The sequence below is a fragment of the Citrobacter arsenatis genome (assembly GCF_004353845.1).
GTDB classification, from domain to species: domain Bacteria; phylum Pseudomonadota; class Gammaproteobacteria; order Enterobacterales; family Enterobacteriaceae; genus Citrobacter; species Citrobacter arsenatis.
This window is the reverse complement of the sequence record NZ_CP037864.1, coordinates 1,331,673-1,345,210: the sequence shown is the minus strand read 5'-3', so window position 1 is coordinate 1,345,210 and position 13,538 is coordinate 1,331,673. Positions and strand designations below refer to the sequence as shown.

The 13,538-nt window shown below is 53.9% G+C and carries 12 protein-coding genes; 3 read left to right on the top strand and 9 right to left on the bottom strand.

Annotated elements, in window-relative coordinates; all coding sequences use genetic code 11:
* Nucleotides 1–2 precede the first annotated feature (2 nt).
* From gcl to allA, 3 genes are all read right to left on the bottom strand, one after another.
* Complete coding sequence (gene gcl, locus E1B03_RS07295; protein ID WP_103772051.1) at nt 3–1,784, bottom strand: glyoxylate carboligase; 1,782 nt, start codon at nt 1,782–1,784, stop codon at nt 3–5.
* An 84-nt stretch (nt 1,785–1,868) separates the two neighbouring features.
* Nucleotides 1,869–2,720: an HTH-type transcriptional repressor AllR gene (gene allR / locus E1B03_RS07290; protein WP_103772052.1), complete on the bottom strand. Its 852-nt coding sequence runs from the start codon at nt 2,718–2,720 to the stop codon at nt 1,869–1,871.
* 45 nt (nt 2,721–2,765) lie between these two features.
* Nucleotides 2,766–3,248 (bottom strand): ureidoglycolate lyase, encoded by a 483-nt coding sequence (gene allA, locus E1B03_RS07285; RefSeq protein WP_103772053.1) that lies wholly within the window; start codon nt 3,246–3,248, stop codon nt 2,766–2,768.
* A gap of 227 nt (nt 3,249–3,475) precedes the next feature.
* Here allA and allS point away from each other — a divergent pair, with 227 nt between their 5' ends.
* Nucleotides 3,476–4,402, top strand: a complete 927-nt coding sequence (gene allS / locus E1B03_RS07280; RefSeq protein WP_103772054.1) for an HTH-type transcriptional activator AllS — start codon at nt 3,476–3,478, stop codon at nt 4,400–4,402.
* Nucleotides 4,403–4,471: 69 nt separating this feature from the next.
* Nucleotides 4,472–5,566: a tRNA 2-selenouridine(34) synthase MnmH gene (mnmH, locus tag E1B03_RS07275; RefSeq protein ID WP_103772055.1), complete on the top strand. Its 1,095-nt coding sequence runs from the start codon at nt 4,472–4,474 to the stop codon at nt 5,564–5,566.
* On the opposite strand, the gene E1B03_RS07270 is transcribed toward mnmH, so the two are convergent.
* From E1B03_RS07270 to ybbA, 6 genes are all read right to left on the bottom strand, one after another.
* Nucleotides 5,567–6,226: a methionine ABC transporter permease gene (locus E1B03_RS07270; RefSeq protein WP_043015453.1), complete on the bottom strand. Its 660-nt coding sequence runs from the start codon at nt 6,224–6,226 to the stop codon at nt 5,567–5,569.
* Nucleotides 6,219–7,235, bottom strand: coding sequence for a virulence-associated ABC transporter ATP-binding protein SfbB (gene sfbB / locus E1B03_RS07265; protein ID WP_103772056.1), 1,017 nt, complete (start codon nt 7,233–7,235; stop codon nt 6,219–6,221). Before sfbB ends, E1B03_RS07270 begins: the two co-directional genes overlap by 8 nt.
* A 62-nt stretch (nt 7,236–7,297) precedes the next feature.
* Nucleotides 7,298–8,128, bottom strand: coding sequence for a MetQ/NlpA family ABC transporter substrate-binding protein (locus tag E1B03_RS07260; protein WP_133085934.1), 831 nt, complete (start codon nt 8,126–8,128; stop codon nt 7,298–7,300).
* Nucleotides 8,129–8,389: 261 nt separating this feature from the next.
* Nucleotides 8,390–9,523, bottom strand: a complete 1,134-nt coding sequence (locus E1B03_RS07255; RefSeq protein WP_103772058.1) for a porin — start codon at nt 9,521–9,523, stop codon at nt 8,390–8,392.
* Between the two features lie 187 nt (nt 9,524–9,710).
* Entirely contained in the window at nt 9,711–12,125 is a 2,415-nt protein-coding gene (gene ybbP / locus E1B03_RS07250) for a putative ABC transporter permease subunit YbbP (protein WP_133085933.1), read from the bottom strand.
* On the bottom strand, nt 12,122–12,808 hold the full coding sequence (gene ybbA, locus E1B03_RS07245) for a putative ABC transporter ATP-binding protein YbbA (protein ID WP_103772060.1): 687 nt from the start codon (nt 12,806–12,808) through the stop codon (nt 12,122–12,124). The genes ybbP and ybbA overlap by 4 nt, the downstream gene beginning before the upstream one ends.
* Between ybbA and tesA the strand changes: the two genes are divergently transcribed.
* Nucleotides 12,776–13,393, top strand: coding sequence for a multifunctional acyl-CoA thioesterase I/protease I/lysophospholipase L1 (tesA, locus tag E1B03_RS07240; RefSeq protein WP_087051704.1), 618 nt, complete (start codon nt 12,776–12,778; stop codon nt 13,391–13,393). The genes ybbA and tesA overlap by 33 nt on opposite strands.
* Nucleotides 13,394–13,538 lie beyond the last annotated feature (145 nt).

Below are 13,538 nucleotides of genomic sequence, written 5' to 3'. Positions count from 1 at the left end.
ATCTATTCGTATTTCATAAAACAGGTTTCGGTTGGCGCATCGGTTGCACCGTCGGCAATCTCTTCAAACTCGGTCACATTATCCAGTTCACTGCCCATAGAGATGTTCGTCACACGCTCAAGGATCACTTCGACGACAACCGGAACGCGATACTGCGCCATCAGGGCTTTGGCCTGTTCAAATGCCGGAGCAAGATCTTCTGGCTTGAACACGCGGATGGCTTTGCAGCCTAATCCCTCTGCCACTTTGACGTGATCGACGCCATAGCCGTTTACTTCGCTGGAGTTGATGTTTTCGAACGCCAGTTGTACGCAGTAATCCATATCAAACGCGCGCTGCGACTGACGAATCAGGCCAAGATAGGCGTTGTTGACCAGCACATGGATGTAAGGAATGTTGAATTGCGCGCCCACCGCCAATTCTTCAATCAGGAACTGAAAGTCGAAATCACCAGAAATCCCGACGACATTGCGGGTTGGATCGGCAACACAAACCCCTAATGCCGCTGGCAGCGTCCAGCCGAGAGGGCCTGCCTGCCCACAGTTGATCCAGTGACGCTCTTTGAATACGTGCAGCATTTGCGCGGCGGCAATTTGTGATAGCCCGATGGTGGTGACGTAGCAAACGTCGCGACCAAAGGCTTTATTCATCTCTTCATACACACGCTGCGGCTTAACAGGGACATTGTCGAAGTGGGTTTTACGCAGTAGCGTCCGTTTACGCTGCTGGCATTCATCAACCCAGGTATTCCGGCAAGGTAAACGTCCGGCTTTCTGCATCTCTTGAGCAACGTCAATCAGCAGAGTTAGCGCGGCTTTAGCGTCAGAAACGATGCCTAAGTCCGGGCAAAGAACGCGACCAATTTGTGTCGGCTCAATATCGATGTGAATGATTTTGCGGCCTTCGGTATATTTCGCGACCGAGCCTGTGTGTCGGTTCGCAAAACGGTTACCAATACCGAATACCATATCGGAGGCCAGCAGCGTGGCGTTTCCGTAACGATGGGCCGTTTGTAATCCCACCATTCCGGCCATTAACTCATGATCGTCGGGGATACATCCCCAGCCCATCAGCGTTGGAATTACCGGTACGTGGGTTAATTCGGCAAAGCGTTGCAGCAGCTCGCTGGCATCCGCATTAATCACCCCGCCCCCAGCCACGATGACCGGACGTTCAGCCTGAATCAGCATTTCCAGCGCTTTCTCAATCTGTTTGCGGCTGGCCGCAGGCTTGTACACTGGCAGCGGTTCATACATATCTGGATCGAATTCGATTTCTTCAACCTGAATATCAAAAGGCAAATCGATCAACACCGGACCAGGGCGACCAGAACGCATTACATGGAATGCTTGCTGTAAAACCCGAGGAAGCAGCGCAGCTTCGCGCACCGTTACCGCCATTTTGCTGACCGGCTTGGCAATAGATTCAATATCAACAGCCTGAAAATCTTCCTTATGCAGGCGGGCGCGAGGGGCCTGCCCGGTGATACATAAAATAGGAATAGAGTCGGCAGAGGCGGAATACAATGCGGTGATCATGTCAGTGCCTGCCGGGCCAGAAGTGCCAAGGCAGACGCCAATGTTTCCTGCCGTAGCACGCGTATAGCCTTCCGCCATATGGGAAGCGCCTTCAACGTGACGAGCCAGAATGTGACGGATGCCTCCATGCTTACGCATTGCGGAGTAGAACGGGTTAATTGCCGCTCCAGGAACCCCAAATGCGGTGGTGATGCCTTCTTTTTCCAGCACATACATTGCCGCGTCAACGGCTCTCATTTTTGCCATTTTCTTTCTACCTCTATTTATTGGAAAAATTTTCCAACTTTTAAAAAATCCAAAAAAGTCCCGCTCCTCTGAGCGGGTTGCGACTTAAGCTACGGGGGCTTTTAAACCAAGCGCCGTACTGATATCTCGTGCTGTATCCCGTACCAGCTCCCCCTGACTGATAAAACGATCTTCCGTCAGTCTGGATGCGGGCCCAGAAATAGAGATTGCAGCAACTACACTGCCTGCATCGTCATAGATAGCCGAAGCGATGCAATTCAATCCAACAACATGTTCTTCGTGATCGACGATATAGCCATTCTCGCGCGCCAGTTCCAGATTACGCAGCAGTGTAGGAAAATCGACCAACGTGGTCGGCGTAAATTGCTGCAAACCCGTTTTCACGACGATGTCCATTAACTCTTCTTCCATCAACGGATAAAGCAGTGCTTTTCCCGCGCCGGAAGCATGCAATGGCATTCGACTGCCCAAAGGTGCGCACATTCTGACCATCGATTTGCACTCCTTCTGACCAATCAACACCGCTTCGGTGCCATTGCGAATTGCAACATTAACCGTTTCGCCTGACAGCAGCATTAATCGGTGCATAAACGGTCCGGCTACCGACAGGACGTCGCGATTGTGAATATACGCGGAGCCCACGTTGAATACACCTAACCCAATGTGCCACCAGCCTAACTGGCTGTCCTGATAGACAAAATCAGCCCCCTGTAAAACCTTCAACAGGCGAAAGGTCGTGGAGAGCGGTAAATCCAGACTGCCGGAAATATCGCTAACTGACGAACTGCCTCCACTTCTTTCGAGATACTGCAAAATCGCAATGCCTCTCTCAAGCGCCTGAGCGCCTTTTTGCGCGACCGGCTCCGCCTGTCCAGGCCTGCCGCGCCGTCTTACTTCCGTCTCCACTACATTTACTCCGGCCCAAAATATGAGCATAAACAATGAACAATATGCTCATATTAAGCAAGAAGGCCAATAGCGTCACGCAAAACAGAGTTCATGTGCCGGGATACTTTCAACATCGCAATTATCGCTACCACCGCGATCGACGGTCAGAAAATCGGTCACGGTTTGCCAGGCAAACAGCGGGTGATGCCAGACGTTTCGGTGGTAATTCACGCCCTGCTGACCATTGGTGATAAAGGCTTTTAAGGTGGAAAGGTCTGGTTTGTCCTCACCGAGTGCGACAATCACCACAAACGCCTCACCCTTCATGGGCATAAATGCCTGGGTGCCGAGCGGGTGGCGCTCCAGCTCATGCACAACGATGGGCATCGCTGCCGGTTGCGCGCGGTTTATGCTGATGAGCGTACGGTCCTGCTCAAGGATCTCCACATTGGCCAGGTCGTGATAACGTTCAACCAACCCATCATTGATATGAAAAAAATCACGTTTATGGGTTTCTATGACATCGCCATAGGCGCTGAACGTGTGCTGATTTAACGGTAATACCTCTAGTTTCATCATCATTTCCTTGTAACTGAATTCCGCTGAACCGCAATCAGAACACTTAGCGGCTTCAATATTATGCAATCTAAAACCTTCGTGATTTAACATCAACACAAAAATTGGAAAAATTTTCCAAAACTAGATTTAGACCACAATTTAAACAGGGCCATTATGCAAAAATACTTATAAATCAGAGGAAAAGAAATCAGGCTTGCAGAAGTTAACTGAGGGAGTAGCTGACGATGTTTGACCCGGAAACACTGCGTACCTTTATCGGCGTCGCCGAAACAGGAAGTTTCTCCAAAGCAGCGGAGCGCTTGTGTAAAACCACGGCCACTATTAGCTATCGTATTAAGCTGCTGGAAGAAAACACCGGCGTCGCGCTGTTTTTTCGCACCACACGAAGCGTGACTTTAACCGCCGCGGGTTCTCACCTTCTTTCTCAGGCAAAGGACTGGCTCGCCTGGCTGGACAGCATGCCCAGCGAATTGCAGCAAGTGAACGACGGCGTAGAGCGCCAGGTGAACATCGTCGTCAATAATCTGTTATACACCCCGGAAGCCGTCGCTCGCCTGTTGTCCTGGCTTAACGAACGCTACCCCTTTACTCAGTTTCACTTTTCCCGGCAGATCTATATGGGCGTATGGGATTCCCTGCTGTACGAAGGATTCTCTCTGGCCATCGGCGTCACGGGCACTGAACCGATGGCAAACACCTTTACCCTCGACCCGTTAGGTTCTGTTCAATGGCGATTTGTCATGTCGGCGGATCATCCACTGGCAAACGTCAGCAGTCCATTAACGGAAGCGCAGCTGCGCCGTTTTCCGGCTATTAACATTGAGGACAGCGCACGGACCCTAACCAAACGGGTCGCATGGCGTCTTCCGGGTCAAAAAGAGATCATCGTCCCGGACATGGAAACCAAGCTTGCGGCGCATCTTGCGGGGGTGGGTATCGGCTTCGTTCCGCAGCCGCTGTGCCAGCCGTTACTTGATAACGGGCTATTGGTCAGTAGCATTATTCCGACCATGCGTCCCCCTTCTCCCTTAAGTCTCGCCTGGCATAAGTTCGGCGCGGGTAAGGCCGTTGACGATATTGTGACGTTATTTACGCAGCGAAAACCAGAAATCGCCGGGTTTTTAGCAATTTTCAACAATGCACGCGATTGAAAATCAAGTCATCCTGCTATTTGGCGCGTAAAATAATACGCAGGATGATTTGAGGTTTCGTTTTTTACTATGCAAGACACACAAACAGCACAGGACTATCGCGCAATTTTGCTCGCCGGTATGCCCATAATCGATGTACGCGCCCCCGTCGAATTTCAGCAGGGCGCAATGCCAGGCGCAATCAACCTTCCCTTAATGAACGATGACGAACGTGCCGCTGTAGGTACCTGTTATAAACGTCAGGGACCTGAGGCCGCCCTCGCACTCGGCCATCAACTGGTGTCGGGGACAACCCGCCAGCAGCGCATAAACGCCTGGCAGGATGCCTGTCGCCAAAATCCTGCGGGCTACTTATGCTGCGCCCGCGGCGGCCAGCGTTCGCACATTGTGCAGCAGTGGCTGCACGAGTCCGGCATTGACTACCCGCTAATACAAGGTGGCTATAAAGCATTGCGTCAGGCAGCGATTCAACTGACGGAAGAACTGGTGCAAAAGCCGATCGTCTTAATTGGCGGTTGTACCGGGAACGGCAAAACGCAGTTGGTACAACAACAGCCGAACGGTGTGGATCTCGAAGGTCTGGCGCACCATCGTGGTTCCTCGTTTGGTCGTACCGTTGAACCGCAGCTAAGCCAGGCGAGTTTTGAAAACCTGCTGGCGGTTGAAATGCTCAAAACCGACAGCCGTCAGAATCTGCGTCTGTGGGTGCTGGAAGATGAAGGCCGCATGATCGGCGCTAACCATCTGCCGGAATGCCTGCGCGAGCGCATGACCCAGGCGTCTATTGCGGTGGTGAACGATCCTTTTGAGCGTCGTCTGGAGCGACTGCGCGAAGAGTATTTCGTGCGCATGCACCACGATTTTACCCAGGCTTATGGCGAGAGCCAGGGCTGGCAGGAGTACAGCGAATATCTGCACCACGGTCTGTTTGCTATCCGCCGTCGCCTGGGTTTACAACGTTTTGCTGAGCTGACCGCCCAACTCGACGTGGCTCTGCGCGAACAGCAGGTGACGGGCAGTACCGATGCCCATATGGGCTGGCTGGTGCCGTTGCTCAACGAGTATTACGACCCGATGTATCGCTATCAACTGGAAAAGAAAGCCGCGAAAATCGTCTTTCGCGGCACCTGGCAGGACGTTGCCGACTGGCTGAATGCGCGGTGATCAGTGTCTGTCGCGCTTATCTGCTCGTTTCGCCAGCCAGTCGCCCAACACCTGAACGACCTGCACCAGAATAATTAGCGCCACCACGGTGACTACCATGACCTGGGTTTCGTAGCGGTAATAACCAAAGCGAATCGCCAGGTCGCCTACCCCGCCACCGCCAACGATCCCGGCCATCGCGGAGTAACCGATCAGACTCACCAGCGTTATCGTCAACCCACGCAGCAGACCCGCGCTCGCTTCCGGTAACAGAACGGTACAAATGATGCGCATCGGGCTGGCGCCAAACGCTTCCGCCGCCTCGATAATGCCTTTATCGACTTCACGTAGTGCGCTATCAACCAGACGGGCATAGAAGGCGATTGCCGCCACCGAGAGCGGGACCGACGCTGCGATTGGCCCGATGGTATTGCCGAGCAAAAACTGGGTTAGCGGTAGCAGCAGCACCAGCAGGATCACAAACGGCACCGAACGGATAATGTTCACCAGCACGGAGCTGAGCAGATACACAAAACGGTTTTGCCAGAATAAATGCCTGTCAGTAACGAAAATAAGAAAACCGAGCGGCAGACCGCCAATAATCGCCAGCACCGTAGAGATGCTCAGCATCTGGAAGGTTTCATTAAACGCCAGCGTCAAATCAGGCAATAAATCATCCACGAATCACCTCCACCTGTGCAGTACGTTGACGAATATGTTCCACGGCGACTTCCACCGCAGAAGGGTTATGCGGCGCGGTCAGTTGCACCACCAGAATCCCCAGCGCACGTTCGCCAATATATTCAATTTTGCCATGCAGAATGTTCACCGCCACGCCAAATTTAACCGCGACTTCTGACAACACCGGCTGTTCCGCCGAATCGCCGATGAACAGAATTTTTAGCAACTGGCCGGGCAGATGCTGGCGCAGACGCTCGGGTAGCGTCAAATTGAGGGTATGCGACACCAGTTGCTGCGTGAAAGCGTGTTGCGGGTGAGCAAAAACGTCAAACACCTCACCGGACTCCACAACTTTGCCGCCTGACATCACCGCCACGCGATCGCAAATCGATTTGATCACATTCATCTCGTGAGTGATCAGCACGACAGTGATCCCCAACTGTTGGTTGATCTGCTTAAGCAGCGCCAGAATCGTGGCCGAGGTTTCCAGATCCAGCGCGGAGGTAGGTTCATCACACAGCAACACATCCGGGTGATTGGCAATCGCGCGGGCAATACCCACGCGCTGCTTTTGCCCGCCGCTGAGCTGAACCGGAAAGCGGTTCGCCTTGTCAGACAGTCCTACCAGCGCCAGGATTTCGCTAACGCGCGGGCCAATTTTACTGCGCTCCCACCCGGCAGCCTTCAGGCTGAAGGCGACGTTTTGCGCCACGGTACGGGTATGCATCAGATTAAAATGCTGAAAAATCATCCCGATACGTTGACGAGCTTTACGTAGATGCGCGCCTTCCAGCGCGGAAATTTCTACGCCGTTCACCTTCACGCTTCCCTGACTCGGTCGCGTTAAGGCATTCAGGGTGCGCAGCAGCGTACTTTTCCCTGCGCCGCTGGTCCCGACAATGCCAAATATCTCACCTGCGCCAATGCGCAAGCTGACGTCATCAACCGCCCGGGTTGAGGGTCCACGGCCTGCGCTAAAATCCACGCAAACCTTTTCTATCTCAATCATATCCACCTCAGAAATGCGAAAAGGGCAGTCGTCGCTGCCCTGTTAACTCTTGTGCGCAGCGATTATTGGGCTGCCGACATCCATTCCGGTTTCTGGAAGGCGCTGTAGATATTTTGCGGATCATCGATCACCGCGCGATACGCCGGAGATTTCACCGCCTCCACAATATCTTTCGCGAACGGTTTGTCCGCATCTTCACTGCGTACCGCAATAATATTTTTCAGGTTTTCGTCAAGATGCTCTTGCTTGATGGCGCTGGCGAGATCCAGTTTTGCCGCTACGGCAAAGTTACCGTTGACCAGCGCGCCGGTTACACCGTCCAGCGTGCGCGGCAGTTGTGCGGCTTCCAGCGGTTTAAACACCAGCCCTTTCGGGTTACTGGCGATATCGCGCTCGGAGGCTTTAGTCGGATCGATATTGTCTTTGATGGTGATAAGACCAATAGACTGCAGGAAACGCAGACCTCGCGCCAGGTTGGTGGGATCGTTGGACAGTGTGATCACATCCCCTTTTTTCAACTCATCCAGGCTTTTGATTTTAGGTGAGTAAAAACCCATCCCAGCCGTCGGAACCACAATCAGCTTACTCAGCTTAAGTCCTTTATCGGCGGTGAATTTGTCAAAATAAAGCGAATGCTGGAACAGGTTGGCATCGATACTGCCGTTGGAAAGCGCCATATTCGGTTGCACATAGTCGCTAAATTCGCGCACCACGACCTTATAGCCTTTCTCTTTCAGCGTAGGGGCAATGGCCTGTTTCACCATATCACCGTACGGCCCAGGCGCGACGCCAAATACGATGGTGTGCGGATCACTGTTCGCATGAGCAAATTGTAATCCGCAGGCCAGTAACAGCGCCCCGGTCGCGACGCGTAAACTCTGACGCAATCCCATAATCTCTCCATTTTAACGTTGTGGTGTCATGTCTCACGCCGTTCTTGCGGCGTTGTTCTTGTTGGCCCGTTAACAGGCTGATTGTTAACATGACACAGATCACAACCTGCTGTCCTTGAAATTATTTCATGATGTTGCAGAGTATGTTTTTAAATGAAAGAAGGCATGAAAAAGCCGGATGTCGGCACACGTGCCTTATCCGGCCTACAGATGCTCTCCCAGGCCCGATAAGCACAAACGTATCGGGCGGCAGGCGTTTGATTAGAAGTCGTAACGCAGACGCACCAGGTTCATATCACCCAGATTGTCGGTGCTGGAGGTGAATACGTGTTCGTAATCCACACGGAAACCGTAATCCAGCTGGAAGCTGATACCCACGCCGTTGTCGGTACGCAGGTAGTTACGGCCATTCACGTACTCAATACGATCGCCCATAAAGTAGGGCTGAACAGATTTCAGCGCATATTGACCAACCGGGAAGGTGTAACCGGCGAAGTATTCCAGACCCCACGCATCACCGGCAAAGTAGTCGTTAACCGAAACTTTTTTGGTGGTCATGAAGTTTTGATACCAGCCGCCGCCCATTGAGAAAGTCCAGTTATCCGGTTTCCAGCTCAATGCGGTACCGACGATGTTTTGATCGTAGGTTTTGTTGCCGTCGCCGCGCATTTCCGCACGGGTATAGTTCCACGCGGTACCCCAGGTCAGGTCATCGGTGATGTGATAATCCACACCCAATGAGCCGCCGCCTTTACGTTTATAGCGCAGGCCGTTGTTCGGGTTGTAATCATCGCTGAACAGATAAGATGCATAGAGATCAACATCACCAACCGTTTTCTTATACTTCAGCGATTTACGTGTACGATAGGAACCGTCATAGTCGCCATTGATACCGTTACCTGGCGCCTGACCGATCATGTCGTAGTCCCAGATATCGGTTTTCGCACCGACCACATCATAGTAAATGCTGTTCTGTTGACCGAAGGTCAGCGTACCCCAGGTCGCGCTTTTAAGACCGGTGTACAGCATACGACGCGTGGTATCGTTGGCGCCGTTAGCATAGTGATTGTCCCAGTTGAACATTGCCGGGAAGTTAACGCCCAGCTCGTAGTAGCTCACCCAACTGATGTCATCAAACAGATAGTAGTCAGCAGCGAAGCGGAAACGCGTCCCGCCGTCGAAACCATTACGTTTGTAGCCATTCTTACCATCGTCACCGGCCATATTCTGGAACTGCGGACGAATACTCCCGCCGACGGTGAAGTTAAGACGGCTCAGCGGGTTGCCCGCCTGCGGATCTTGTTTCAGGACCGTGATTTCCGCCTGGGAGGCGAAAGTCGTTAATGCCACTGCTGCGCCGATCGATACCGCCAGCGCCGTTTTTTTTATAGTCATTATTTGTACCTTGATAGATAGCCTGCCAATTATTCAGCATACAAATATTAACGTTTATTAATACACTCGTGTTGTCGGGTTTTTATTGTTCCGTGCTGTTAAATATCAATGAGTTATCAATTTGTGCTACATAGATAAAAAAACGCACCGATTTAAAAAACCGGTGCGTAATCATCACGAATATGAATTAACTGCTGAACTGACGGAACAGCGCTTTGCCTTTTAGCAGACGTGAACCGAGCCATCCGCCGCATAAAGAAAGCAGCAATGCCCCACAAAGCGGCAACACGACCCACAGTCGCCAGTCTGGCTCCCACGGGAAATCAAACACTTTGGTTTGCAGCACCGCCAATGCCGTTTCCGCGCCGATGGCCGCCACCAGTCCGGCAACCATCCCGAGCATGGCGAACTCGCACCACAGCGTGGTCCGCAGCAGCTTCTTGCCCGCACCCAGCGTGCGCCAGACCACCAGCTCCTGATGACGCTGACGCATACCGACCTGGACCTGCGCCAATAGCAGCAACATACCGCAGGCGGTGACCAGTACGACCATCACCTCCAGCGCGCGGCTCACCTGCTCTAGCACCTGGCTCACCTGTTTGAGGATGGCACCAATATCCAGCAGGCTGATGGTCGGGAATTCACGGTTAAGCTGCGTCAGCATGCCGTTGCCATTCTCCCAGCGAAAGCTGGTTAACCAGCTTTGCGGCTGAGCGTCCAGCGCGCCGGAAGGGAAGATAAAGAAGAAGTTAGGCCGCAGGCTTTCCCAGTCTACTTTGCGCAGACTGCTGACTTTGGCGCTGAAATCCTGGGTATCGCCCATAAAGGTCACCCGATCGCCAAGTTTGACGTTCAGCCGTTTCGCCAGGCCCTCTTCCATCGACACTTCGCCAGCTTTTGGCGGCCAGCTTCCGGCGGTTATCGGGTTATGATCCGGTCGGGTATCCTGCCAGGTCAGGTTAAGCTCGCGGTTCAGCGCCTCATCCTGGTTGCCTTCGGTCGGCTTCTCATTGATCGCCGTCAGACGCGCCCGCACAATCGGATAGAATGATTCCGGGATCACCTGATGCTCAGACAGGAAAGCCTTCAGTGGAACCACCTGTTCGGTGGCAATGTTGATCAGGAAATAGTTCGGGCTTTCCGGCGGCATTTGCTGCTGCCAACGGTCGAGCAGATCGCCACGCAGCACCAGCAGCAGCGCCAGCAGCATAAAGGAAAGCGAAAATGCCGACAGCTGGCTGAGCGTTGACCACGGCTGGCGCAACAGTCGACTGACCGCCAAACGCAGCGGCAGCGAGGTGAGCGTCAGACCGCGCAGCACGTTGAGCAGCATCCAGCCGAGCACCCCGCACAACAGCGCCAGTACCACCGCACCAGCCAGTACCGCCCACAGCAGCGGGCTTGCACCCATCAGTCCAGCGAGCAGCGCAATCACAACTACCAATACCACCGGCAAATAAAACTTCAGCGGCCAGACGTTTGCCACCACGTCACGGCGCAGCACCCGCAGCGGCTGCGTCGCCAGCAGCAGACGGTAAGGGCGTAACCCCACCAGCAGCGAAATAACCGTCATGGTGCCTAATGCCCAAAGCCACGGCCAGGGGCTGGCAGGCGGCAGCTCGCCGGGAAGAACCGGCTTGAGCAGCACGACCAGCACGCGCTCAAATAACAGCCCGAACACCCCACCGGTCACGCCGGACAGCACCAGCACCATCAGCCATTGACCAACAATCAGCCTGCGCAACTGCGCTCTGCCCGCACCGAGGGTTTTCAGAATAGCCACCAGATCGTAACGACTGCGGCAATAATGGCTCATCGCCACGGCTACCGCCGCGACCGCCAGCAGTAGCGTTAGCAGCGCCGACAGCAGCAGGAACTGCTGCGAACGCTCCAGTGATTTCCCTAACGCTCCTTCATCCTGCTCCAGCCCGTACCAGCGCTGTTCAGGCTTTAACTGCGGCAGCAGCCATTTTTCATAGGCTTCCAGTTGCGACGGCGTCCCGCCAAATTTATAGCGCCAGGTCACACGACTTCCCGGCTGTACCGCCGCCGTTTTTTCAACATCCGCCATGTTCATCATCAGGCGCGGCGCTATCTGGAACGGATTAAAACCGGAGTCCGGCTCCTGCACCACTTCCCCGGCGATACGCAGCGTGGCATCGCCAACGTCGATAGAATCACCGATTTTTAAGTTGAGCAGCTCCATCAGGCGCGGGGCCAGCAGCACCGAGCCAGGCTGCGGTTTCAGCCCAGGCGGATTGGTCTGCAACGTGCCGTACATCGGATACACGTCATCCACCGCTTTGACGTTCGCCAGTTGCGGCGTATCCTGGGCAAAGGTCATGGTGGCAAAGGTTAGCTGTTCGCCCACCTTCAGGCCACGCTGTCGCGCCTCGTCAATCCACGCTTTCGGTACAGTGCGTGAACTTTGCAGCGACCGATCTCCCGCCATAAACTCACGGCTTTGCTGGCTTAGCCCTTTTTCCATACGATCGCTGATATTGCCCAGCGCCAGCACGCAGGCTACCGCCAGGCTCAGCGCCAGCCAGACAATCAGTAATGAAGGCGAGCGCCATTCGCGCCAGAACCAGCGTGCAATCATGCCTCCTCCTGCAACTGTCCGTTCACCAGGCGTAAACGCCTATCGCAACGCGCCGCCAGCTGCGGGTCATGGGTCACCAGAATCAGAGTGGTACCGTGTTCCCGGTTCAGAGAAAACAGCAGATCGGCGATTTTGTCTCCGGTCTGGCGGTCAAGATTGCCCGTTGGTTCATCGGCAAACAGCACGTCAGGGCGACCATTAAAGGCCCGCGCCAGCGCCACGCGCTGCTGCTCCCCGCCGGAAAGCTGAGCCGGAAGATGATCAAGACGTTTTCCAAGTCCCAATTGCTCCAGCAGCGTTTTTGCCCCATCGCGACTTTTTCCGCTGTTTTCGCCACGCAACAGCGCGGGCAATTCGACGTTTTCCAGCGCGTTGAGGGTCGGAATTAACATGAACGACTGGAAGACAAAACCCACGTGTCGCGCTCTCAGCTGCGCACGGGCTTCTTCATCCATGGCGTGCAGCGCCTGTCCCACCAGACTGACTTCACCGCTGGTGCCATCGTCCAGCCCGGCGAGGATCGCCAGCAGCGTGGATTTCCCCGATCCCGACTCGCCAATCAGCGCAATGGTCTCGGCGCGTTTGACAACCAGTTCAACTCCGGTAAGGATGGATAGCTCATGATCACCCTGACCGACGGATTTCTTAAGATGATGAACTTCAACAATGTTTTCCGCTGGCATTGGCCTTTCCTGTTCCTGGTCCTGTTAACTTTCCGCGCCGCCGCTGCGGACACGTTATTAATTCTGGGTGACAGCCTGAGCGCCGGATATCGAATGTCCGCCAGCGCCGCGTGGCCTGCGCTACTTAATGATAAATGGCAAACTAAAACGCCGGTGGTGAATGCCAGCATTAGCGGCGACACCTCGCAGCAAGGTCTGGCCCGTCTGCCTGCATTACTCAAGCAGCACCAGCCACGCTGGGTGCTGGTAGAGCTTGGCGGCAACGACGGCTTGCGTGGCTTTGCGCCTGCGCAAACCGAACAAACCCTGCGCACGATTCTGCAGGACGTGAAAGCGGCAAATGCCGAACCGCTGCTGATGCAAATTCGTCTGCCAGCAAACTACGGTCGCCGTTATAATGAAACCTTTAGCGCGATTTATCCAAAGCTCGCCAAAGAGTTTGATATTCCTCTGCTGCCCTTTTTTATGGAAGAGGTTTATCTGAAACCCCAGTGGATGCAGGATGATGGTATTCATCCTAACCGTGACGCCCAGCCTTTTATTGCCGACTGGATGGCGCAACATCTCACACCTTTTCTATCCTAAATAATTCGAGTTGTATGAAGGCGGCAAGTGAGAGAGGCCCCAGGAGCATAGCTAACTATGTGACTGGGGTGAGCGAGCGTAGCCAACGCACAGACAACTTGAAGTATGACGGATATAGTAAATCACGACTCGTAAAACAACGGAG